General features: G+C 69.6%; 21 protein-coding genes. 3 read left to right on the top strand and 18 right to left on the bottom strand.

The window, feature by feature from the left end; translation table 11 throughout:
- Positions 1-109 precede the first annotated feature (109 nt).
- The 16 genes from VC184_RS05435 to VC184_RS05360 form a co-directional block, all read right to left on the bottom strand.
- The gene (locus VC184_RS05435) at positions 110-412 is read right to left on the bottom strand and encodes a YggT family protein (RefSeq protein WP_112613962.1); all 303 of its coding nucleotides are present in this window, start codon (positions 410-412) and stop codon (positions 110-112) included.
- Positions 413-418: 6 nt separating this feature from the next.
- Positions 419-880, bottom strand: coding sequence for a cell division protein SepF (locus tag VC184_RS05430; protein ID WP_112613960.1), 462 nt, complete (start codon positions 878-880; stop codon positions 419-421).
- A 31-nt stretch (positions 881-911) separates the two neighbouring features.
- A complete protein-coding gene (locus VC184_RS05425) occupies positions 912-1,598 on the bottom strand; it encodes a YggS family pyridoxal phosphate-dependent enzyme (RefSeq protein WP_274177637.1) in 687 nt (228 codons plus the stop codon).
- A gap of 12 nt (positions 1,599-1,610) precedes the next feature.
- On the bottom strand, positions 1,611-2,762 hold the full coding sequence (ftsZ, locus tag VC184_RS05420; protein ID WP_323987504.1) for a cell division protein FtsZ: 1,152 nt from the start codon (positions 2,760-2,762) through the stop codon (positions 1,611-1,613).
- 194 nt (positions 2,763-2,956) lie between these two features.
- Entirely contained in the window at positions 2,957-3,886 is a 930-nt protein-coding gene (locus tag VC184_RS05415; protein WP_323987503.1) for an FtsQ-type POTRA domain-containing protein, read from the bottom strand.
- A gap of 144 nt (positions 3,887-4,030) precedes the next feature.
- Positions 4,031-5,431: a UDP-N-acetylmuramate--L-alanine ligase gene (gene murC, locus VC184_RS05410; protein WP_274177635.1), complete on the bottom strand. Its 1,401-nt coding sequence runs from the start codon at positions 5,429-5,431 to the stop codon at positions 4,031-4,033.
- A gap of 49 nt (positions 5,432-5,480) precedes the next feature.
- On the bottom strand, positions 5,481-6,554 hold the full coding sequence (locus tag VC184_RS05405) for a UDP-N-acetylglucosamine--N-acetylmuramyl-(pentapeptide) pyrophosphoryl-undecaprenol N-acetylglucosamine transferase (protein WP_323987501.1): 1,074 nt from the start codon (positions 6,552-6,554) through the stop codon (positions 5,481-5,483).
- Positions 6,555-6,564: 10 nt separating this feature from the next.
- Positions 6,565-7,848 (bottom strand): putative lipid II flippase FtsW, encoded by a 1,284-nt coding sequence (gene ftsW, locus VC184_RS05400; protein ID WP_323987500.1) that lies wholly within the window; start codon positions 7,846-7,848, stop codon positions 6,565-6,567.
- Complete coding sequence (gene murD, locus VC184_RS05395) at positions 7,799-9,346, bottom strand: UDP-N-acetylmuramoyl-L-alanine--D-glutamate ligase (RefSeq protein WP_323987498.1); 1,548 nt, start codon at positions 9,344-9,346, stop codon at positions 7,799-7,801. Before murD ends, ftsW begins: the two co-directional genes overlap by 50 nt.
- Positions 9,343-10,452, bottom strand: coding sequence for a phospho-N-acetylmuramoyl-pentapeptide-transferase (gene mraY / locus VC184_RS05390; protein ID WP_112613946.1), 1,110 nt, complete (start codon positions 10,450-10,452; stop codon positions 9,343-9,345). The genes murD and mraY overlap by 4 nt, the downstream gene beginning before the upstream one ends.
- On the bottom strand, positions 10,449-11,861 hold the full coding sequence (locus tag VC184_RS05385) for a UDP-N-acetylmuramoyl-tripeptide--D-alanyl-D-alanine ligase (RefSeq protein ID WP_323987497.1): 1,413 nt from the start codon (positions 11,859-11,861) through the stop codon (positions 10,449-10,451). The genes mraY and VC184_RS05385 overlap by 4 nt, the downstream gene beginning before the upstream one ends.
- 28 nt (positions 11,862-11,889) lie before the next feature.
- A complete protein-coding gene (locus VC184_RS05380; protein WP_114587907.1) occupies positions 11,890-13,683 on the bottom strand; it encodes a peptidoglycan D,D-transpeptidase FtsI family protein in 1,794 nt (597 codons plus the stop codon).
- 5 nt (positions 13,684-13,688) lie between these two features.
- Complete coding sequence (locus tag VC184_RS05375; protein ID WP_112613940.1) at positions 13,689-14,309, bottom strand: hypothetical protein; 621 nt, start codon at positions 14,307-14,309, stop codon at positions 13,689-13,691.
- Positions 14,306-15,265 carry a 16S rRNA (cytosine(1402)-N(4))-methyltransferase RsmH gene (gene rsmH, locus VC184_RS05370; protein ID WP_112613938.1) on the bottom strand — a complete coding sequence of 320 codons (960 nt, stop codon included), beginning with the start codon at positions 15,263-15,265 and terminating at the stop codon, positions 14,306-14,308. The genes VC184_RS05375 and rsmH overlap by 4 nt, the downstream gene beginning before the upstream one ends.
- A gap of 100 nt (positions 15,266-15,365) precedes the next feature.
- Positions 15,366-15,797 carry a division/cell wall cluster transcriptional repressor MraZ gene (gene mraZ / locus VC184_RS05365; protein ID WP_023951570.1) on the bottom strand — a complete coding sequence of 144 codons (432 nt, stop codon included), beginning with the start codon at positions 15,795-15,797 and terminating at the stop codon, positions 15,366-15,368.
- A gap of 150 nt (positions 15,798-15,947) precedes the next feature.
- A complete protein-coding gene (locus VC184_RS05360; protein WP_112613936.1) occupies positions 15,948-16,319 on the bottom strand; it encodes a DUF3040 domain-containing protein in 372 nt (123 codons plus the stop codon).
- A gap of 68 nt (positions 16,320-16,387) precedes the next feature.
- Between VC184_RS05360 and VC184_RS05355 the strand changes: the two genes are divergently transcribed.
- On the top strand, positions 16,388-17,461 hold the full coding sequence (locus VC184_RS05355; RefSeq protein WP_323987495.1) for a polyprenyl synthetase family protein: 1,074 nt from the start codon (positions 16,388-16,390) through the stop codon (positions 17,459-17,461).
- Between the two features lie 22 nt (positions 17,462-17,483).
- Here the strand turns inward: VC184_RS05355 and VC184_RS05350 are convergent, their stop codons facing one another.
- The gene (locus VC184_RS05350) at positions 17,484-17,834 is read right to left on the bottom strand and encodes an Rv2175c family DNA-binding protein (protein ID WP_323987494.1); all 351 of its coding nucleotides are present in this window, start codon (positions 17,832-17,834) and stop codon (positions 17,484-17,486) included.
- A 261-nt stretch (positions 17,835-18,095) separates the two neighbouring features.
- On the opposite strand from VC184_RS05350, the gene VC184_RS05345 reads away from it, so the two are divergent.
- Entirely contained in the window at positions 18,096-19,199 is a 1,104-nt protein-coding gene (locus VC184_RS05345; protein ID WP_456085783.1) for a LysM peptidoglycan-binding domain-containing protein, read from the top strand.
- An 87-nt stretch (positions 19,200-19,286) separates the two neighbouring features.
- Positions 19,287-21,242 (top strand): Stk1 family PASTA domain-containing Ser/Thr kinase, encoded by a 1,956-nt coding sequence (pknB, locus tag VC184_RS05340; RefSeq protein ID WP_274177627.1) that lies wholly within the window; start codon positions 19,287-19,289, stop codon positions 21,240-21,242.
- A 283-nt stretch (positions 21,243-21,525) separates the two neighbouring features.
- Here the strand turns inward: pknB and VC184_RS05335 are convergent, their stop codons facing one another.
- Positions 21,526-22,860: a class II 3-deoxy-7-phosphoheptulonate synthase gene (locus tag VC184_RS05335; RefSeq protein ID WP_112613926.1), complete on the bottom strand. Its 1,335-nt coding sequence runs from the start codon at positions 22,858-22,860 to the stop codon at positions 21,526-21,528.
- Positions 22,861-22,874 lie beyond the last annotated feature (14 nt).

Raw genomic sequence — 22,874 nt, 5'->3', positions numbered from 1 at the left:
TTTCAGGGCTCACGACGCGGGCCGGTCAGCCGGCACCCGCCGCAGCGGGCCGTACCCACCCAGCATAGTCCGACGCCTTCGCGGTCGCGACGATCCCGCCGCGACCGCCTCAGGAGAAGGCGATCACGCGGGTGATCGACAGCAGGATGAAGCACGCCAGCATGGTGAGCGGGAATGCCAGATCGATTGCGATGACGCCGAGTCGGATCGGAGGGATGACCCGGCGCAGTGTCTTGATCGGGGGGTCCGTGATCGTATAGACGACCTCGGCGAGCACGAGGGTGAAGCCCCGCGGGCGCCACTCCCGGTTGAACAGGGGGATGTACTCCAGGATCAGTCGGACGAACAGAACGAGGATGTACAGCAGCAGAGCGAAGTAGACGAGCGCGGCGATCAGCCGAACGACATCCACGTCAGGTCACTGCGCGAACGGCGCCGCCTCAGGCTCAGCCTGAGCCACAGCGCCGTCGCCGGAGACGGCGATGTTCTCGGGTGAGAGCAGGAACACCTTGCTCGTCACGCGCTCGATGCGGCCGTACAGACCGAGGGAGAGTCCGCTCGCGAAATCGATGAGGCGCCGCGCGTCGGCGTCGCTCATCTGCGAGAGGTTGATGATGACCGGCACACCCTCGCGGAAGTTCTCGGCGATGACCTGCGCATCGCGATACTGCTTGGGGTGAACGGTCAGAATCTCGCTGACGGTTCCCGTGGTGGGCTGACGCACGACCGCCGGACGGTGCAGCGGAGTCACCGGCGCGGCCGGCTTCTCGACGGGCTTGTCACGGCGGGCCTGCTGCTGCTCGGCCTGCGGCTCTTCGTACATTTCTTCCTCATCTGCGAGGCCCAGGTAAACCATGGTCTTCTTCAGCGGGTTCGACATCGCATCCTCCGTTTGCTCGTCTGTTCCGAGGCTATCCGCGGTCCGGGCGCGGTCCCGTGATTGCCGATCCGATCCGCAGGTGTGTCGCACCGGCGGAGATCGCTTCGACGAAATCGCCGGTCATCCCGGCGGAGATCCAGGTCGCGTCGGACGCGACGGAGCGCAGGGCGACGGACGCCTGCGCGAGACGGGCGAAGGCCGCGGCCGGCTCCTCGCCGAGGGGAGCCACAGCCATCACACCGCGCATCCGGAGACTCGTGCAGTGCTCCGCCACGTGGGCGGCGAGGGCCTCGACACCGCTCGGCGCGACGCCACCGCGGCCCGGGTCGTCGGTCAGATTGACCTGCACCAGCACATCGAGCGGCGCCCCCTCGGGAGCCGCCACATGGAGCGCGTCGGCGATACGCGCGCGATCCACCGAGTGGACGACATCCGCTGCGGCTCGCACGGCACGGGCCTTGTTCGTCTGCGCCTGCCCGATGAAATGCCAGTGCATGCCCTCGAGGTCGGCGAGCTCATCGTGCTTGGCGGTGAGCTCCTGCTGTCGGTTCTCCCCCACGTCGCGCACGCCGAGGGCGTGCAGCTCAGTGATGAGCCCCGGAGGGTGGAACTTGGTCACCACGATCCGCGTCACCTCATCCGCGGCGCGACCCGACGCCCGCATCGCAGCTGCGATGCGGGCGTCGACGTCGGCGAGCCGTGCGGCAAGGTCCGGCATGGATCGTTCGGTCTACTTCAGGAAGTCGGGGATGTCGAGGTCATCGTCACCGAAGACCGAGTCGTACGACTCGCTCTTCGCCGAGACCGGCACCGTCTCCTTGGCCTCACGACGCTCGACCGGCTCGGATGCCGCGGCCTGCTCAGCCGGGATCTCGGGGACCACCGGCGGCGCCGACAGCCGGGCGGCGGCGATCGGCTCGATGCGAGCCTGGGGCTCGCCGCCGTCGAAGCCCGCGGCGATGACGGTCACGCGAACCTCGTCGCCGAGGGTGTCGTCGATGACCGTACCGAAGATGATGTTGGCCTCGGGGTGCGCCGCCTCCTTGACGAGCTGCGCCGCGTCGTTGATCTCGAAGATGCCGAGGTTCGATCCACCCTGGATCGACAGCAGGACGCCGTGGGCGCCTTCGATCGAGGCTTCGAGCAGTGGCGACTCGACAGCCAGCTCGGCCGCCTTGATGGCGCGGTCGGCGCCACGAGCGGAGCCGATGCCCATGAGAGCCGAACCGGCGCCCTGCATGACCGACTTCACGTCGGCGAAGTCGAGGTTGATGAGGCCGGGCGTCGTGATGAGGTCGGTGATGCCCTGGACACCGGCGAGGAGCACCTGGTCGGCGGTCGCGAAAGCCTCGACCATCGAGATGCCACGATCGCTGATCTCGAGCAGGCGGTCGTTCGGGACGACGATGAGGGTGTCGACCTCTTCCTTCAGCTTCGACACACCGGCCTCGGCCTGGCTCTGGCGACGACGGCCCTCGAACGAGAAGGGCTTGGTGACGACACCGATCGTGAGCGCCCCGATCGACTTGGCGATCCGCGCCACGACAGGAGCACCGCCGGTACCGGTTCCGCCGCCCTCACCGGCGGTGACGAAGACCATGTCGGCACCTGCGAGCGCCTCCTCGATCTCCTCGGCGTGATCCTCTGCGGCGCGGCGACCCACCTCGGGGTCGGCGCCGGCACCGAGGCCTCGCGTCAGTTCGCGGCCGACGTCGAGCTTGACGTCCGCGTCGCTCATGAGGAGCGCCTGCGCGTCGGTGTTCACCGCGATGAACTCGACACCCCGCAGCCCCAGCTCGATCATCCGGTTGACGGCATTGACGCCGCCACCGCCCACACCGACGACCTTGATCACCGCGAGGTAGTTCTGGTTCTGGCTCATGCCGGCCTCCATCTCGTCCCGAACCCTGCTCGTAAACCTTCAACCTCACGTAGAGGTTTAAAGAATTGCCGGGTATGCAATTCCTGAGTTGAAGCTACGCACTCAGGGACTCACCCGCCGGACGTGCGCGGCGTGTCGCGACATCCCGTGTTGCGCGTTTCTCGGAGCAGCGGAAAAGGGGCAGGATCGACGCCTCAGCGGACGACTGCCGCCTGCGGCGACGACACGTCGTAGCCGGAGGCATCCGGCCGAGCAGCCATGAGCGCTTCGAGCGCCTGGACCTTCTTGGCCGAGTCGCTCGCCCCACCCCAGACCACCGAGCGGCCGTCGGTGAGCGTGAGCGTCACGTCGTTCGGCGTCGTCGCGGACAGCACCGTGACCTGGGTCCGCAGGGACTCCGGCAGCGAGCGGAAGACCTGCCCCGCGGCGGCGAAGGTGCTCGACGACAGGCCTCCCTCGACCTCGAGGAGCGGCTGGCCGGACGGCGGTTCCGGGGTGGTCGACAGCGCGACGCCCGCGGCATCGACCAGCGTGTAACCGGCCTCGCCCTGCACGGCGCCGACCGGTGTCCGCTCGACGATGCGAACCACGAGCTCGTGCGGAGGACGCGCTTCGAGGCTGTACGACTCGACCAGCGGGAAGGAGACGAGTGCTGCCTTCACAGCGCTCTCGTCGACGAGGGGCATCGGCGTCCCGATCTGACCCTCGAGCGCTGTCTCGACTGCGCCGGCGTCGAGTTGCGAGGTTCCCACGATCGTGACGCGTTCGACCGCGAACAAGGGGCTGTAGGCGGCGCCGATAGACCCGAGCACGAGAGCCGCCAGAACGCCGGCGGAGATCAGCCAGATACGTCTGCGCCGACGCTGACGTGCCGTGAAGCGCCGCACCTCGCGACGCAGCGCCCGCCGCCTCGCACGCGCCGCGCCCCACAGATCGCGCGCCGTGAGCGGCCGGTCGGGCTCGTCGACATCCGAGACATCGGATGCGGGCGGCGCCGCCGACTCTCCGCGGGCGGGCGGATCGAACGGGATGATCGGCGCTATCCCGTAATCGCGGCCGCGCTGGTGCCACAGCTCCTCGACGGGCTGGGTCTCGGTGGCGTCCGGCGAGACGCTTTCCGCCACGCCCGCACCCCGCTCATCGGCGTCGCGCCGCGGTGGGTCCACCCGCCGCGGAGCCGACGTGGGACGGTCGGCCGGCGCACTGGCGCCGTCCTGCCCGCCGCGCGGCCGCGGGGACGGTGGCAGCGGACTCGGGCGACGCACCGGCTACCCCTCCGCCCGGGCGAGCGACTCGAGCACCTGCGGGATGATCAGGTTGACGTTGCCGCAACCGAGGGTGACGATGAAGTCGCCCTCGCGCGCGACGCCCGCCGCGTAGTCGGCGGCCTCCTGCCAATCGGCGACGAAGTGCACGTGCCCGGGGTCGGTGAACGCGCCGCTGACCAACTCGCCCGTCACTCCCGGCACCGGATCTTCGCGCGCTCCGTACACATCCAGGACGACCGTGTGGTCGGCATGGGTCTCGAGCACGTCGGCGAACTCGCGGAACATCTCCTGCGTGCGCGAGTACGTGTGCGGCTGATGCAGGGCGATGATCCGCCCGCCGCCCACGACGGTCCGCGCTGCGGAGAGCGCCGCAGCCACCTCGGTCGGGTGGTGCGCATAGTCGTCGTAGACGCTGACGCCCCGGGTGACGCCGTGGAGCTCGAACCGTCGGGCCGTGCCGCCGAATCCTTCCACCGCTCGGAGGGCGCGCTCGAGCTCGTATCCGAGGGCGACGAGCACGGCGACGGCGCCCGCCGCGTTGATCGCGTTGTGGGCGCCCGGCACCGAGAGCCGGCCGTGGGCCGTCTCTCCCCCGGCGGTGAGCGAGAACGACACCGGCCCGTCCGTCACGATGTCGGAGACGCGGACGTCGGCGTCGGCGGCCTCACCGAAGGTGACGACGCGGCGGTGGCTGAGGGCGGCCGCGACGCGTGCTGCACCCGGGTCGTCGGCGGAGATGACGACGGCCTCGCGCGCGCCATCCGCGAAGCGGACGAAGCCGTCGTAGAACGACTCTCGGGTCTGCCAGTGATCGAGGTGATCCGGATCGACGTTCGTGATGAGGGCGATGGAGGTGTCGTAGAGAAGGAAGGTGCCGTCGGACTCGTCGGCTTCGATGACGAAGACATCGTCGTCTCCGGTCGCGCTCGAGACACCCAGGTCGGCGATGACACCGCCGTTCACGAAGGTCGGCCGCGTCCCGAGACCACGGAGCGCCGTGACGATCATGCCCGTGGAGGTCGTCTTGCCGTGCGCACCCGCCACCGACACGAGTCGGCGGCCGCCGACGAGCCAGTGCAGGGCCTGCGAGCGGTGGATGACGTGCAGGCCGCGCTCCTTGGCGAGGAGGAACTCGGGGTTCTCGGGCCAGATCGCCCCGGTGTGGACGACCGCGTCGGCGTCATCGGGAAGATGCGCCGCGTCGTGTCCGATGTGGACGTCGGCGCCGCGGGCGGCCAGCGCGCGCATCGCAGGGCTGTCGGCCCGGTCGGATCCCGAGACGCGGATGCCGCGGTCGAGGAACATCCCGGCGAGGCCGGACATGCCCGATCCACCGATGCCGATGAAGTGCGCGGCGGTGATGTCGGCGGGGATCGGGAGGCTCAAGTCGGGTCTGATCATGACCCGTCAAGTCTAGGTCGCCCGGCTGACAGCACCGCCCGCCACGCCCTCAGCGTCGCTGGGCGGCATCCAGGAGGGCCACCACGTTCGCCGCCCCCTCGCGTGTGCCGACGGCGCCGGCTGCGCGCCGCATCCGCTCCAGTTCGTCGCCGTCGCTCAGCAGGGGCACGACCTCGGAGCGGACGCGCTCGGGCGTGAAGTCGGCGTCGTCGATGATGCGCGCGGCTCCGGCGCGCACGGCTCCCGCGGCGTTCAGCGCCTGCTCGCCGTTGCCCACCGCGTAGGGCACGTAGACGGCGGGGATGCCGAGCGCGCTGATCTCGCTCACCGTCGCCGCCCCCGAGCGCGAGACGACGACGTCGGCGAGGGCGAACGCCAGGTCCATTCGATCGAGGTAGGGCACGACCCGGTAGTCCGGCGACGCGGCCTCGGAGACCTCGTTGCGCTCGCCCGACGCGTGCAGCACCTGCCAGCCGGCATCGACGATGTCTCGCCACGAGCCCGCGAGCGCCTCGTTCAGCCGACGAGCGCCCAGCGAGCCTCCGAAGACCAGCACGACGGGGCGCGCGGGGTCGAGACCGAAGGCCGCCGCAGCCTCGGCACGACGCGCCGCCCGGTCGAGGTCGACGATCTCGCGACGAAGCGGCATTCCGACCACCTGCGCACCGCGCAGCGGGGTGCCGTCGAACACGATGCCCGTCGCGGCCGCGCGTCGGGCGCCGAGCACGTTCGCGAGCCCGGGACGGGCGTTCGCCTCGTGGACGACGTAGGGCACGCCCTCGCGGCGCGCCGCGACGTAGGCCGGAGCGGCGGCGTAGCCACCGAAACCGGCGACGACGTCGACTCCTCGCTCGCGGATATATGTGCGCACGTGCGCGACCGCACGCAGCCAACGGGCCGGGAAACGGATCGCGGCACCGTTCGGACGCCGGGGGAAGGGCACCTTGTCGACGATCAGCAGTTCGTAGCCCCGTTCGGGGACCAGCCGGGACTCGAGCCCCTCGCGGGTTCCGAGTACCAGAACCGTGTCGTCGGGTCGTCGGTCGCGCAGGGCATCGGCCACGGCGAGAAGCGGATTGACATGGCCCGCCGTGCCGCCGCCTGCCAGAAGGTAGGTCGTCACTGCACCGAGCCTACCGGCGGGCCGAGCGTGCCTCGGCGCCCGCGGGACGCACCGGTCGCGCCCCCGAGGCGACCTCGAGCGCCGGAGCGCGAACGGGCAGCGTCCGCGCGAACGAGAGCAGAACCCCGGTCGCCAGCAGACCCGACACGAGAGAGGTCCCGCCCTGCGACATGAAGGGCAGCGGCACGCCCAGGACCGGGAAGATGCGCAGGACGACGCCGATGTTCACGAGCGCCTGACCCACGATCCAGATCGTGATGCCGCCCGAGACGATCCGCACGAACGGATCGTGGGTCTTGCGCACGATGTGGAAAGCCCCGACGGCGTAGAGCGCGAAGAGAGCGAGTACGACGGCGCAGCCGATGAGGCCGAGCTCCTCCCCCACGATCGCGAAGATGTAGTCATTCGCGGCGGCGGGCAGCCACTGGTACTTCTCGCGCGAGTTGCCGAGCCCCAGACCGAAGATGCCGCCGCTCGCGAGCGCCCAGATCCCGTGGAGGGGCTGGTAGCACGAACCCGCATCGGCGAAGTAGCAGTCGGTCGAGTCGACGTTGAGGAAGCTCATGATGCGCGCCATGCGGTTCGGGCTCGTGACCGCGAACACCGCAGCAGCAGCCACGACCAGGATCAACGGGATCACGAAGAGCCGAAGCTTGACGCCGGAGAAGAAGAGGCAGCCGAGGAGGATCGCCATGAGGATCATCGCCGTGCCCAGATCGTGACCGCCCATGACGGTGCCGATCACCAGAGCGCCGACGGGAACGACCGGGATGAACACGTGCTGCCACTTCGACAGGAGCGTCTGCTTCCGGTAGAGCACGAAGCCCAACCACACGGCGAGGGCGAGTTTGAGGAACTCCGACGGCTGCGCCTGGAACCCGAAGACCGAGATCCAGTTGGTGTTTCCATCGTTGCGGACGCCGAGGCCGGGCACGAAGACGAGCAGCTGCAGAAGGATGCCGGCGACGAGGGCCGGCCACGCGATGCGTTTCCAGAACCGCAGCGGCATCCGGCTCGCGATGAACATCAGCGGGATGCCGAGCAGCGCGAACACCGCTTGCTTCAGCACCGTCTCGAAGGGGCTCGCGTTGGCCGTCGCCATCGTCGCCGACAGCACCATCACGAGGCCGAAGCCGGTCAGGATGAGGGCGGTCGAGGCGAGCAGCAGGAATTCGCTGGGCACCGGCGCGAACACGCGCCCCAGCGACACACGCGCCGCGAAGCCGCTCCGCGTCTGACCGTCGTCAGCGAGCTTCTTCGGCGGGGGCGTCGGGCGGCTCGGCGTCGTGGTCACCGTCTCCCCTTCCGATCCGTTCGCGCACGGCCTCCGCGAAGCGACGACCGCGGTCTGCGTAGGAGGCGAACTGATCGAACGACGCCGCAGCGGGTGCGAGGAGCACGACATCCCCGTCACCGGCGACGCCGGCCGCCAGTTCGACGACCCGTGCCATGACATCCTCAGTCTGAGTCGCCTCGACCTCGATCACCGGAACCGCGGGGGCGTGTCGCGCGAACGCGGCGAGCACGGCGGTGCGGTCCTCGCCGATGACGATGGCCGCTTTGGTCGCCGCACCTCGTCCCGCGACGAGTTCGGAGATGTCGACGCCCTTGAGGAGCCCGCCCACGACCCAGATCGCGCCCGGGAAGGCGGCGAGCGACGAGGCCGCCGCGTGCGGGTTGGTCGCCTTCGAGTCATCCACCCAGGTCACGCCCGACACGCGAGCGACCACTTCGATCCGGTGCGGGTCGAGGCGGAACGCCAGCACCGCCTCGCGGATGGCGGCGGGCTCGACATCGAGCGAGCGAGCGAGGGCCGCCGCGGCGAGAATGTTCGCGACGATGTGAGGAGCCGCGAGGCCGCGCGCCGCGAGCTCGACGACCGTCGTCAGTTCGAGAGCCGACGAACGCCGGTCCTCATGGAAGGCTCGATCGACGAGGATCCCGTCGACGACCCCGAGATCGCTCGGGCCCGGAACCCCCAGGTCGAACCCGATGGCGCGGCAGCCCTCGACGACCTCGGCCTCCTCGACCATTTCGCGGGTGGCTGCATCCGACTTGTTGTAGACGCACGCGACGCGGGTGTTCTCGTACACGACGGCCTTCGCGTCGCGGTACGCCTCGAATGAACCATGCCACTCGAGGTGATCGTCCGCGAGGTTCAAGCACACGCTCGCGTGAGGCGAAAGCCGGTCGGGGCCCTCGGCCAGGCCGAGGTACCAGAGCTGATGGCTCGACACCTCGACGACGAGGACGTCGAAACCACCCGGATCGCGGACGGCGTCGAGCACCGGGACGCCGATGTTGCCGCACGGGGCGGCCCGCAGGCCGCCGGCGGCGAGCATGGCCGCGGTGAGCTGCGTCGTGGTCGTCTTGCCGTTCGTGCCCGTGATGAGCACCCAGTCAGCCGGGCTGCCGTCAGGACGGACGACCTTGTCGCGCACGCGCCACCCGAGCTCGATGTCGCCCCAGACGGCGATCCCGTTCTCGCGGGCCCAGCGGATCACCGGGTGGTGCGGGGGGAACCCGGGGGATGCGATCACGACCTCCGGCGTGTGCGCGACGACCCTCTCCGGGACGCTCTGCAAGGAGCCGTCATGGAGCGAGACGCCGATGACGGGCAGAAGCCGCGCGTACTCGGCATCCGCGCCCTCGGTGGCAACGAGCACATCGGCGCCGAGCTCGGCGAGGGTGTCAGCGACGGAGAAGCCGGTGACCGACAGCCCGAGGACGACGACGCGGAGTCCGCGCCAGTCAGCGTGCCAGCTCGTGAGGCTGTCCAGACGGGTGGTCATACCGCTGCCAGCCATGCGACGTAGAAGAGACCGACGCCGCCGACCGCCAGCATTCCGGCGATGATCCACATCCGGACGACGATCGTCACCTCGGGCCACCCCCGCATCTCGAGGTGGTGGTGGAACGGGCTCATGAGGAACAGGCGCTTACCGCCGGTGGCCTTGAAGTAGTAGCGCTGGAGGATCACCGAGCCGGGCGCGATGATGAACACGCCGGCGATGATGACCGCGAGCAGCTCGGTGCGCGAGAGCACGGCCATAGCGACGATGACCCCGCCGATCGCCATCGATCCGACGTCACCCATGAAGATCTTGGCCTTGGGCGCGTTCCACCAGAGGAACCCGACGAGCGCGCCGACGAAGGATGCCGAGATGATGGTGAGATCCATCGGGTCGTTGGTCGTGTAGCAGGCGGACTCGTACGCCGGCACGAGAGCACCGCTCGCGCAGCGCTGCTGGAACTGCCAGAAGGTGACGAGGCTGTAGGCCGACACGGTGAAGATGCCCGCGCCGGTCGCGAGCCCGTCGAGTCCATCGGTCAGGTTCGTCGCGTTCGACCAGGCCACCGCCTGGAACGAGATCCACGCGAGGTAGAGAAGCCAGCCGGCGACACCGCCGAGCGCCATGAACGACAACCAGTCGATGTCGCGGAACAGCGAGATGAAGGGGCGACCGACCGGCTCGCCGCCGTCGTTGGGCACGAGCAGGGCGAGGATGCCGAAGGAGACTGCCACGATCACCTGGCCGGCGACCTTGCGCCATCCGGACAGCCCCAGGCTGCGCTGTGAGCGCACCTTCATGTAGTCGTCGATGAACCCGACGATTCCCAGCCCGACCATCATCCAGATGACCAGGAGACCCGACATCGATGGCGGCGCCCCGCCGGTGAGCGTGCCCACGAGGTAGCCGACGATCGTGCCGACGATGAAGATGATTCCGCCCATCGTGGGCGTTCCACGCTTGGCGTGGTGACTCGGGTTCGTCGCGTCGTCCGGCGTGCGGATGACCTGGCCCCAGCCGAGCTTCTCGAAGATCCGGATGAACAGGGGCGTCAGGAAGAGTGTGAACGCGAGCGAGATCGTCGCGGCCGTCAGCAGAGATCTCACGAGAAGAATTCTCCCAGACGATCACCGAGGTGCCGCAGCCCCGCGGAGTTCGACGACTTCACCAGCACGCGATCGCCCGCCCGCAGCTCCTCGATGAGGTAGTCGTACGCGGCATCGGCGTCGGCGAAGAACACCGCCTCGCCGTCCCACGACCCCTCGCCGATCGCAGCGAGGTACAGGCGTCGCGCCTCGGCGCCGACGACCACGATCCGCTCGATGCGGAGGCGGACGGCCTGGAGGCCGACGCGATCATGCTCGTCACCGGCGAACTCACCGAGCTCGCTCATCGCACCGAGCACGGCCACCTTGCGCTCGCCGGGCTGCGTGATCTGCGCGAGAGTGCGCAGAGCTGCGGCCATCGAGTCGGGGCTCGCGTTGTAGGCGTCGTTGATGATGCGCACGGACTCCGACCCGAGCGGCTGCATCCGCCAGCGCTCTGCGAGCTCGACCGTCTCGAGCCGCGCGATGGCGTCTTCGAGCGCGACCCCGAGCTCGAGAGCCGCGGTGATCGCGGCCAACGCGTTCATGACGTGATGCTCGCCGAGGACCCGCAACCGCAACGGCATCCGCTGGTCGCCGACCACGACGACGCACGAGGTCCCCGATGCATCCACCTCGACGTCGTCCGCACGCACCTCTGCCGCGGCGCCCCGCCCGAACCAGCGGACGCGGACGTCACGAGCCTCCGCGACCGCAGCCATCGTCGCGACGCGCGCGTCGTCGGCGTTGAGGACGGCCACGCCGCCGGGACGGACCGCCTCGACCAGCTCGGTCTTGGCCTTCAGCGTCGCCTCGACGCCGCCGAACCCGCCCGCGTGCGCCATGCCGACCATGAGGACCACTCCGACGTCGGGGGTCACGAGACCGGCCAGACGTGCGATCTGACCCGAGCCGTCCGCACCGAACTCGCTAACGAGGAAACGCGTGTCGGCGGCGACACGAAGCATGGTCAACGGCGCACCGACGGAGTTGTTGAACGACGCCCGCGGCGCGACCGTCGGCCCCTCCCCCTCGAGGATGCGCGCGAGGAGGTTCTTCGTCGTGGTCTTGCCGTTGGAGCCGGTGATCCCCACGACGCGGAGATCACCCGTCGCGCGCACGCGTCCGACGACCTCGCGAGCGAGGTCAGCCAGCGCCGTCACGGCGTCGGCGACGACGATCTGCGTGATCTCGGCGTCGACGAGGTGCTCGACGACCGCCAGCGCGGCTCCGGCCTCGGCGGCCGCCGGCACGAAGAGGTGACCGTCGGTCGCCTCGCCCGGCTTGGCCACGAAGACGTCGCCCGGACCGATGTTCCGCGAGTCCGTGTCGACCGTCCCTTCGACCCGGGTGTCGGGAGCGTCGCTCCCGGCGAGGTGGAGGGTGCCGGAGAGCACTCGAGCGATGTCGGACAACGGAAGGGAGATCATGTTCAATCCTCGGACGCGCTGATGCGCATCACTGGGTCACGGGGAGCAGTGGCGTCTGCGAGTCGGACGGCATGATCCGGTAGTGCTTGAGCACCTGGGTCATCGCCTTCTGGAACGCCGGCCGGTTCGCTGCCGAAAGGCGCAGGGTCTTCGGCTCGTCGAATGCCGTCAGGACAACATACTTCGGATCGTCGGCGGGTGCGTAGCCGACTAGCGACGTGTAGTACAGGTTGTCCTTGTACGCGCCGGTGTTCGGATCGACCTTCTGAGCGGTTCCCGTCTTGCCCGCCATACGGTACCCGGGGATCGCGATGTCGTCCGCGAGGGTCCCCTGAGCGAAGACGTTCTCGAGCATCTCGCTCACCTGGCTGGCGGTGCTCTCCTTGATCACGCGCACCGGCTCGGGAAGATCCGGCTCGGTCACTGTTCCGTCCGACGCCGTGCAGGACTCGACGAGGCTCAGCGGCTCGCGCACACCGCCGTTGGCGATCGTCTGATACACCGATGCCACCTGCGGCGCCGTCACGGTGAAGGCCTGGCCGAACGTCGTCGTGTAGTAGGTCTGGCTGTCCCACTGGTCGGTCGGGATGTACGTGCCCTTGGGTTCACCCGACCAGTTGAGCGCGGTGCCCTCTCCGACACCGAACTTCTTGAGGTACTCCAGCCGGGTCTCGGGGTCGACCTGCGAACCGAACTGCGACAGGGCGACGTTGGACGACGTGACGAGCCCTCCCGTGAGCGTCAGGTTCTGGGCCTCGTGGTGCTCCGAGTCGTTGACGACGGCTCCGTTGGGGAATTCCATCCGATCGGGTGACCATGCGGTCGAGAGCGGGGTCAGCCCCGCCGCTTCGATGGCGGTCGCGGCCGTCACCGGCTTGAAGGTCGATCCCGGCTCGTACGAGTCGCGGAAGAGGCGGCTGCCCCGGTCCGCGGGATCGGATGCCGCGATGTCATTGAGGTCGACGCTGGGGTACTCGGCAGCGGCGCGGATCTTCCCCGTGGCGACCTCGACCACGAGGATCGAGCCGCTCTCGGCGCCGAGGTTCTGCGTCTGCTCCGCGATGAGCTGCTGCATGTACCACTGCAGGTCGCGGTCGATCGTGAGGCGGAGCGTCCCGCCGTTCACCGGGGCGGGGTCTTCGATCTCCGTCCCGGGGATGACGACGCCGTCGAGGCTGCGCATGTAGCGGACCTTGCCGTCGCTGCTCTGCAGGCACGAGTTCTGCAGGGCTTCCATGCCCTCGAGCGGCGCTTCGTCCGAGCCGACGAAACCGATGACGTTGCCCGCCACCGCCCCGTCGGGGTAGGTCCGGTGGGGGTGGGGGTCGAACCCGACGAACGGGAGCTTCAGGTCGGCGAGAGCGCGGTACTGGGCCGTCGAGATCCCCCGCTCGAGGTACGCGAATCGCGACTCCGGGTCGGCGGCGACGGCCGTCGTGACGATGCCCTCGACCTCGGCGGCATCCTGCCCGGTCACGGCGGCGATCTCGGCGGCCAGCTCGGGCCAGGTGACCGTGACCGTCTGACCGTCGTCGTTCTTGCGCTTGATCCCCTCGATCGCCAGCTTCGGGTCGATCTTCGCGTCGTAGACGGAGGTCGTCGTGGCGAGGGTCGCGCCGTTGGTGTCGGTGATGTCGCCGCGCGTCCCGAACAGGTCGGTCCCGGCCTCCATCGCGAGGTTGCGGGCGTCGGCCTCGTGCTCCTCGGCGTTGACGACCTGGATGTCGACGAGCCGGACGATGAACGCGACAAGGACGGTGAGGACGACGAGGAGTGCGACGACCGTACGGCGGCGCGGACTGCGGGTGGCTCGTGTCGTCATGTGTCTCAGTGTGTGGTCGGGGCGGGCAATCCGTCGGCGATGGGCGGGGGTGTCGCTCGATCGGCACCGACCAGCTCGTCGGTGCTCGTGCCGGTCTCGAGGCTGGCAGCGGGATCGGTGACCAGCGGGACGCCGGCGACGAGCGAATTGGCGACGGCGGCGCGGCCGAGGGCGTCGACGTTCGAGTGCGCGCCCGCGGCGCTGGCGGATCCGAGCACGGCGCCGTCGCTGAGTCGCAGATAGTTCGGAGACTCGGCGATCACCATGCCCAGGGCGGTCGCATTGGCCGCGAGGTACTGAGGTGAGGCGAGTCCCGCGAGATCATCCTCGATGATCTGCTTCTGCCAGGTGAGCTGCCGCTGCTGCTGCGAGAGCGAGGAGATCTCATACGAGGTCTGGGTCGTGAGGATCGACAACCCCATCTGCACCGCCCCGATGAGCACCGCGCCCGACACGGCGATGACGCCGTAGAGCATGCGCGGGCGACGGCGACGGGAAGCGCCGGCGACGAGGCGCAGATCGCGCTGACGCTCCCGCTCCCCCTCGCGCGGCAGGCGACCGGGAACGCTCGCGAAGAAGTCGTCGCCGAGCGGCGATGGGATGCGGGCGGTGTTGTCGGCAGTCACGAGGCCTCCCTCATCCGTTCCGCCGCACGCAGCCGGACCGGCGTCGCGCGGGGATTGCGTTCACGTTCTTCCTCGGACGCCAGTTCCGCGCCGCGGACCAGCAGCCGGAACCGCGGCGCATGCTCGGGGAGCTCGACGGGCAGGCCGCTGGGGGCAGTCGATGACGACGCCTCGGCGAGCACGCGCTTGACCGCGCGGTCTTCGAGCGACTGGTACGACATCACGACGATGCGTCCACCGACGGCCAGCGCGTCGAGCGCCGCCGGCAGCGCGCGCTCGAGCACGGCGAGCTCGGCATTGACCTCGATGCGCAGAGCCTGGAACACGCGCTTCGCGGGGTGCCCGGAACGGTCGCGCTGCACGGCGACCGGGGTCGCGGCGATGAGGACGTCGACGAGCTGACCTGATCGTGTCAGCGGCGACCGGCCCCGCGCCTCGATGATGGCCCGCGCATACCGCCCTGCCAGCTTCTCCTCGCCGTAGCGCTCGAAGATGCGCCGCAGGTTGCCCTCGCTGTAGGTCGCGAGGATCTCTGCCGCGGTCGTGCCCGCAGTCTGATCCATACGCATGTCTAGAGGAGCATCCTGCGCGTAGGCGAACCCCCGCTCGGCCTCATCGAGCTGGAGGGACGAGACACCCAGATCGAAGAGGATGCCGTCCACGCGCCGGATGCCGAGCGAATCGAGGGCCTCGCGGATGCCGTCGTAGACGGTGTGGACGAGGTCGACGCGGTCTCCGAACCGGGCGAGGCGCTCCCCCGCGATGCGCAGGGCGTCGGTGTCACGGTCGAGCCCGACGAGCCGAACGCCGGGGAACCTCTCGAGAAGCGCTTCGGAGTGACCGCCCATGCCTTCGGTCGCGTCGACGACGACGGCGCCCTCGCGGTCGAGCGCGGGCGAGAGCAGCTCGACGCAGCGGTCGAGCAGGACGGGGGTGTGGATGTCGTCGTTCGTCATGGTCGTGGCGGGACGGGTCCCGGAGCCCTGATCCCCCTCCGCTGCGACCTGACACCGGGGAAGTGCGTCAGGGCCAGCGGCTGAGGATCACGGCCACGGGTCAGAAGAGTCCCGGGATCACCTCCTGCTCCATGTCGGAGTAGGCGTCTTCGTTGCCTGCGGCGTAGGCGTTCCAGGCATCCGCGTCCCAGATCTCGGCGTGCGCGCCGACACCGGTCATGACCAGTTCGCGCCCCAGCCCGGCGTAGGTGCGCAGGTGCGGCGGCACGGTGATGCGGTTCTGGCTGTCGGGCTTCTCCGCGCTCGCGCCGGAGAGGAACATCCGCTGGAAGTCACGCGCCTGCTTGTTCGTGAGAGGCGCTTCGCGGATGCGCTCGTAGACACGCTCGAACTCCACCGTGCTGAACACGTAGAGGCACCGCTCCTGTCCGCGCGTGACGACGACACCGGGGCCGAGGTCGTCGCGGAATTTGGCGGGGAGGATGACGCGGCCCTTCTCGTCGAGCTTGGGGGTGTGCGTGCCGAGAAGCATGGTGCTCCACCACCCCCTCCCGGCCCGTCGGTGGCCACCACTTTACTCCACTTTCCTCCACTTCACTATGGCCACAGCACCCATTCCTCCCCAGGGCACAAAAAAGAGCACCGACCCGAAGGTCGGTGCTCTGAGGAGAAGCGGGATGCGTCAGCGTTCGCCGTTGCGGCGGTCCCAGCGGTCGTTCATCCGGTCCATGAAATTCGAGGACCGGGCGGCGGGCTTTCGCGTGCCGGTGGTCGCCGTCGGTCGGCTCGCTGTTCCGTTGCGAGAGGGCGTCAGCGCCAGCACCACCCCGCCCACCATGACGAGGAAGGCCACGACGCCGATCGCGATGATGCTGCTCGAGACGCCGGCGATGAGACCGCCGAGACCGAGGAGGACGAGCACCGCACCGTAAACGATGTTGCGGTAGCTGAGGGACTGACCTTCGCGCGGAGCACTGACGACGTCTGCTTCATTGCGCATGAGATGGCGTTCCATCTCGTCAAGCAGCCGCTGCTCCTGTTCTGACAGTGGCATGCATCCCCCTCTGTTCGGGTACCGATGCGCCCGATTCTACGCGCGCTGATGAGAACTAGGCTAGGCCTGTGACGAGCTCCGCCGACCCGATCTCGACCGTTTCCCAGCGACTGGAAAGCTTCGCGGCGGAACGGCGGGCCGAGGCCGCCGATCTCGGGGCCGAAGCGGTCGATTTCGTCGACCGCGCCTTCGCCGCCGTCGCCGGCGGCAAACGGCTCCGCGCGCGGTTCCTCACGGCTGGGCACGCGGTGGCCGGGGTCTCTTCCGACGACGCCGACATCGCAGGTGTCGCCGCTTCCCTGGAGATCTTCCATGCGGCCGCGCTCGTGCACGACGATCTGGTCGACAACTCGGACACGCGACGAGGACGCCCCGCCGCCCATCGCGCCCTCGAGGAGGCGCATCGCCGATCCGGCTGGCTCGGTGACGCCGACGCGTTCGGACGGGCCGCCGCGATCCTGCTCGGCGACCTGCTCATCGCCTGGAGCGACGACCTCCTCGAAGAGGCCGTCGACGGACACCGCTTCGCGTCGGACGTCCGCCGCCAGTACGCGACGATGCGGCGCGATGTCACGGTCGGGCAGTATCTGGACGTGGCCGAAGAGGCCGCGTGGGCCACGGCACCCGACCACGAGCACGCCGCCCGAGCACTGCGGGTCGCGTCCTACAAGTCCGCTCGATACAGCGTGCAGCAGCCCCTCCTGATCGGCGCGGCACTCGGCGGCGCCACCGCGGCCCAGCGCGAGGCCCTCGCTGAGTTCGGCCACTCCGTCGGTCTCGCCTTCCAGCTGCGCGATGACGTATTGGGCGTCTTCGGCGACCCCGCGGTGACGGGCAAGCCGTCCGGCGACGATCTCCGCGAGGGCAAGCGGACCGTCCTCATCGCTTACGCGCGCGAAGCGATGGACGCCGACGGCCGCGCCGACCTCGATGCTGCGCTCGGCGACCGGGCACTCGACGAGGCGACCATCGGACGCCTGCAGCGGGTCATCGACGAGAGCGGCGCCGTCCAGCGCCTCGAACAGGAGATCGCGCAGCTCGCCGCCGCAGCCGATGCGGCGCTCGATGACGCGCTGATCGGTGGTGCCGAGATCGCAACGCTCCGAGAGATCGGACAGGCCGCGATCCAGCGGACCGCCTGAGCGTCCGGAGCCTCTGCTCCGGTCAGGCGAGCGTCTGCGCGACCCTGCGGACCTCGGTCTTCCGTCCTGCGCGCAGGGCGGCGATGGGAGCGGCGCCGATGGAGTCCTCGGTGGTGAACAGCCAGTCGATCGCCTCGTCGTCCGAGAACCCGGCGTCGTGCAGCACGGTGATGGTGCCCCGGAGCGACGACAGCGGCGCGCCGTCGAGGAAGAAGGCCTCCGGCACGCGAAGCGTTCCGTCCCGACGCGAGCCGATGAGGTGATTCTCATCCAGCAGTCGCCGGACGCGGCTGAGCGTCTCGCCCGTCAGCTCGACGACCTCGGGCAGTGTCAGCCAGGACAGGGGAACGGCGGGGTAATCGGGAGTGCTCACCCCTTCACTATGTCACTTCCGATCGGCGTCCCGGCCCGCCGTCGGGTCGGCTTTCACACGAGTCACAGCAGTCACTTCGGTTGACACCTCTCACAGCAACATGTCAGCGTTTCCGAGACCTCCGAGAAGGGACCCTCCGTGCGCCGCGACTCGAACTCTCCCCCGCACCGCCCGCGACCACGCCTGCGTAGCGCCGTCGCACCCGCCGTCGTCGGTTCCATCGCGCTCAGCCTGACCGCGCAGCCGGCGACGGCAGCGCCGATGACCGAGACCGCCCAGCGCGACGCGGTCCCCGGCGTGTCGTTCCGAGCCGCCACGGTCGGCACCGCGGGCCCGGTGCGCCCGCTCTCGTCGCGTCCCGCAGAGCACACCGTCGTGCTCGGCGACACCGTCAGCCGCATCGCGTCCGCTTACGGACTCCGCACGGTCGATCTCCTGGCCTGGAACGGTTTGAATTGGTCGTCGGTCATCCGCCCCGGCGACCGCATCCGGTTGAGCGCGGAGCCGGGCGCCTCGGCGACGCCGGCTGCGGTCCCCGTAGCCCAGACCACCTCGACGGGACTCACCCATACCGTCGCGAGCGGCGACACCCCGTGGTCGGTCGCTCAGGCTCACGGCGTCGACGTCGCCACACTCCTGGCAGCGAACGGGCTCGCGGACGGTGCCGTGATCTTCCCCGGTCAGACGCTCGCGGTCCCGGGGTCGCCCTCGGCCGCCCCGACCCCGGCGCCCGCAGCCGCGGACGCCTCGCAGTCCGTGCCGATCGCCGCCGCGGCGCACACCGTGTCGGCAGGCGACACGCTGTCGGCGATCGCCGCCGCTCACGGTCTCGGCCTCGACGCCGTACTCGCGGCGAACGGGCTCGACCGCTCCTCGATCATCTATCCCGGCCAGCAGCTCGTGATCCCGGGAGCCGCCGCAGCACCCGCCGTCCAGACCGCCGCTCTCCCCGACCTCGGCCTCGACGCGGAGCAGATCACCAACGCGCGGCTGATCATCCAGGTCGGTCGGGAACGCGGCGTTCCCGACCGCGGGATCGCGATCGCCCTGGCGACTGCGATGGTCGAGTCGTGGATCCGCAACCTCGACTGGGGCGACCGCGACTCGCTCGGCCTCTTCCAGCAGCGTCCGAGCACCGGGTGGGGCACCCCCGATCAGGTGAGCGATCCCGCTCGCTCCATCGCCACGTTCTACGGCGGCGCGGCCGATCCCAACGGCACCGCGACGCGCGGACTGCTCGATATCCCGGGGTGGGAGAGCCTCGCCTTCACCGACGCCGCGCAGGCCGTGCAGATCTCCGCCTACCCCGAGCGCTACGGCGAGTGGGAGCAGCAGGCCTATCGCTGGCTCGCCGCACTCGGCTGACTCCGAGAACGCTCGGAAGCCATGTCGCCGACGCACGAGGGTGAGCCGTTGCCCGGGCTCGCAGCATCCGCTCCGTAGAATCGCTCCGTGAGCATGAGCCAGCAGACCGACCCGCTGATCGGCCGACTGGTCGACCAGCGGTATCGCGTCCGCGCTCGCATCGCCCGTGGCGGCATGGCCACGGTCTACGTCGCGACCGACCTCAGACTCGAGCGACGCGTGGCACTCAAGGTCATGCACGGGCATCTGTCGGACGACTCGGTCTTCCAGAGCCGCTTCATCCAGGAGGCCCGCTCTGCGGCGCGTCTGGCCGATCCGCACGTGGTCAACGTCTTCGACCAGGGCCAGGACGGCGAGATGGCCTACCTGGTGATGGAGTACCTCCCGGGCATCACTCTGCGTGAGCTGCTGCGCGAGCAGAAGCGTCTGACGATCCCTCAGACGATCACCATCATGGATGCGATCCTGTCCGGTCTCGCCGCCGCCCACCGCGCCGGGATCGTGCATCGCGACGTCAAACCGGAGAACGTCCTGCTGGCCGAGGACGGTCGCATCAAGATCGGCGACTTCGGCCTCGCTCGGGCCACGACGGCGAACACCGCGACCGGGCAGATGCTGCTCGGCACGATCGCCTACCTGGCACCTGAACTCGTCACCCGGGGCACGGCCGACGCCCGCAGCGACATCTACGCCCTGGGCATCATGCTCTACGAGATGCTCGCCGGCGAGCAGCCCTACAAGGGCGAGCAACCGATGCAGATCGCCTACCAGCACGCGACCGACTCGGTCCCGCGCCCGAGCGCGAAGAACCCGGGGGTGCCCGAGCAGCTCGACGAGCTGGTGCTGTGGGCGACCGAACGCGAGCCCGACGAGCGTCCCCTCGACGCCAAGGTCATGCTCGATCGGCTGCGAGAGATCGAGCGTGAACTCGGGGTGTTCCCCCAGGTCGTGCGCACGGCGCCGTCCGGCGCGCCGGTGGTGGTCATCGACGACGACGGCGAAGGTTCCGGCGAGCTCACGAAGGTGATGCCCGGGACGTTCACGGCGCCCCCCGTCACGACGGATGTCGACAACGCGACCCGGCTGCGCCGACACGCACGTCGCAACCGGACGAAGGGCGCCTGGCTCGTCACGATCGTGCTTCTGCTGGCGGCTCTCGCCGGCGGCACGGGATGGTGGTTCGGCTCGGGGCCGGGCTCGCTGGTCGCCGTTCCCGATGTGCGCGGAACGAGCTTCGCCGATGCGCAAGCCGCCATCATGGCACAGGGACTCCAGGCCCAGGAGACCGGCGAGAACAGCCTCGACGTCGCAGAGGGGCTCGCCATCCGCACCGACCCCGACCCCGGCTCCCGGCTCGATCGAGAGGCGGTCGTGACGGTCGTGATCTCGCGGGGCCCGGCGGAAGTCTCCATACCCGCGTTGTCGGGTCAGACCGAAGACGCAGCGCGCGAGATCCTCCGCCAGAACGTCATCGCCGTCTCGGACGATGCCGACGCGGAGTTCGATCCGGATGTCGCCGACGGCACCGTCATCCGCGCTTCCGGCACGCCTGCGGGGGGTGGCGAACCGGTCGACTGCTCCGGTGGATGCACGCTGCGCCAGGGCGATTCAGCCGCACTGCTGGTCTCTCGGGGTGCCGTGCCCGACGTCGCGGGCCAGAGCGTCAACCGTGCCACCGGAATCCTGACGGACGCCGGACTCGAGGTGTCGGGCGAGACCCGCACCGAGGCGAGCGAGCGCATCGCGAAGGGCGATGTGATCGGCATCGCCGACCGCGGTGAGGAAGGCAACTGGCGGCCGGGTGACGTCGTCACGCTCATCGTCTCGAGCGGTCCCCCGCTGTTCGAGGTGCCGAGCGTCGTCGGACAGACCCGCGATGCGGCCGCACAGACGCTCCGCGACGCCGGCTTCGAGGTCAGCTTCTCCGCGCTGTGGAACATCTGGCCGGACGGACTGACGAAGGTCACCGCTCAAGACCCCGCCGGTGGCAGCAAGCACGTGCGCGGCACCACGATCACGCTGCAGATCACCGCGACCGGCTGACCCTCTCCGCCGCCGCGCGCCGATGACCCGGTACCCGGCATCCTCGAACAGCTGAACGCGCGTGAGGTCGTCGAGCCACCGTCGCCGCAAGGTGCGGTGCTCGACCCCCTGGTACTCGAGGGGCAGCCGGTGCGCGACGCGCAACAGCGACTCGCGGGCGGGAGCAGGCCTCGCCGACCCAGCGCTCTCCACAGCCGGGAACGGCGAGAGCGCACATCTGCACGGTGGGGAGACCCCACAACCGTGCGGATGTGCGCTCTCGCGCGGCCGCGGAGCCCGGAGCTCAGCGCTTCTCGAGCTCCTCGGCGACCAGGAAGGCCAGTTCGAGGCTCTGCATGTGGTTCAGACGCGGGTCGCACAGGCTCTCGTACCGCGTGGCGAGCGTCGCCTCGTCGATCATCTCGGAGCCGCCGAGGCACTCCGTGACGTCGTCACCCGTGAGCTCGACGTGGATGCCGCCCGGGAAGGTGCCCACCGCACGGTGCGCCTCGAAGAAGCCGCGCACCTCGTCGACGACGTCGTCGAAGCGACGCGTCTTGTAGCCGGTGGGCGTCGTGATGCCGTTGCCGTGCATCGGGTCGGTGACCCACAGCGGCGTCGCGCCCGAGTCCTTCACGGCCTCGAGCAGCGGCGGCAGCGCATCGCGGATCTTGCCCGCCCCCATACGAGTGATGAAGGTGAGGCGACCCGGCTCGCGCTCGGGGTCGAGCTTGTCGATCAGCGCCAGCGCGGTGTCGGTCGACGTCGTGGGGCCGAGCTTCACCCCGATGGGGTTGCGGATCTTCGAGAAGTAGTCGACGTGCGCGCCGTCGAGCTCGCGCGTGCGCTCGCCGATCCAGAGGAAGTGCGACGACGTGTTGTACGGCGTGTTCGTCCGCGAATCGATGCGCGTCATCGGGCGCTCGTAGTCCATCAGCAGGCCCTCGTGGCCCGTGTAGAACTCGACGCCGCGCAGCTCGTCGAAGTTGGCCCCGGCCGCCTCCATGAACTTGATGGCTCGGTCGATCTCTCCCGCGAGGCCCTCGTAACGGGCATTCGCCGGGTTCGACGCGAAGCCCTTGTTCCACGAGTGCACCTCGCGCAGGTCGGCGAACCCACCCTGCGTGAACGCGCGGATGAGGTTCAGCGTCGACGCGGCCGTGTGGTAGCCCTTGAGCAGCCGGGCTGGGTCGGGCTGACGCGAGGCGGCGGTGAAGTCGTAGCCGTTGACGATGTCGCCGCGGTACGCCGGCAGCGTGACGTCGCCGCGCGTCTCGGTGTCGCTCGAGCGGGGCTTGGCGAACTGCCCGGCCATGCGACCCATCTTGACGACGGGCATCGAGGCGCCATAGGTCAGCACGACCGCCATCTGCAGCACCGTCTTGATGCGGTTGCGGATCTTCTCCGCGGTCGCGCCGGCGAACGTCTCGGCGCAGTCACCGCCCTGCAGGAGGAAGGCTTCTCCGGATGCCGCGCGCGCGAGGCGCTCGCGGAGGATGTCCACCTCACCGGCGAAGACGAGGGGCGGGAGCGTCGCGATCTCGGCCGACACCGCAGCCACGGCGTCGGGGTCGTTCCACGCCGGCTGCTGCTTGATGGGAAGATCGCGCCACGAGTCGAGTGAATCCAGCGTAGGCACGCGCCAAGTCTAGT

Source organism: Microbacterium plantarum (assembly GCF_035231185.1).
Lineage (GTDB): Bacteria > Actinomycetota > Actinomycetes > Actinomycetales > Microbacteriaceae > Microbacterium > Microbacterium plantarum.
This window is presented reverse-complemented; position numbering and strand designations above follow the sequence as displayed.

Excerpts from the sequence above, each read along its gene's own strand:
- rsmH (WP_112613938.1), bottom strand. The coding sequence starts at position 15,265 with ATGACGAACGACGACATCCACACCCCCGTCCTGCTCGACCGCTGCGTC.
- mraZ (WP_023951570.1), bottom strand. The coding sequence starts at position 15,797 with ATGCTTCTCGGCACGCACACCCCCAAGCTCGACGAGAAGGGCCGCGTC.
- VC184_RS05385 (WP_323987497.1), bottom strand. The coding sequence starts at position 11,861 with ATGATCTCCCTTCCGTTGTCCGACATCGCTCGAGTGCTCTCCGGCACC.
- murD (WP_323987498.1), bottom strand. The coding sequence starts at position 9,346 with ATGACCACCCGTCTGGACAGCCTCACGAGCTGGCACGCTGACTGGCGC.
- VC184_RS05430 (WP_112613960.1), bottom strand. The coding sequence starts at position 880 with ATGTCGAACCCGCTGAAGAAGACCATGGTTTACCTGGGCCTCGCAGAT.
- VC184_RS05425 (WP_274177637.1), bottom strand. The coding sequence starts at position 1,598 with ATGCCGGACCTTGCCGCACGGCTCGCCGACGTCGACGCCCGCATCGCA.
- ftsZ (WP_323987504.1), bottom strand. The coding sequence starts at position 2,762 with ATGAGCCAGAACCAGAACTACCTCGCGGTGATCAAGGTCGTCGGTGTG.
- VC184_RS05345 (WP_456085783.1), top strand. The coding sequence starts at position 18,096 with ATGACCGAGACCGCCCAGCGCGACGCGGTCCCCGGCGTGTCGTTCCGA.
- murC (WP_274177635.1), bottom strand. The coding sequence starts at position 5,431 with ATGATCAGACCCGACTTGAGCCTCCCGATCCCCGCCGACATCACCGCC.
- VC184_RS05360 (WP_112613936.1), bottom strand. The coding sequence starts at position 16,319 with ATGCCACTGTCAGAACAGGAGCAGCGGCTGCTTGACGAGATGGAACGC.
- VC184_RS05380 (WP_114587907.1), bottom strand. The coding sequence starts at position 13,683 with ATGACGACACGAGCCACCCGCAGTCCGCGCCGCCGTACGGTCGTCGCA.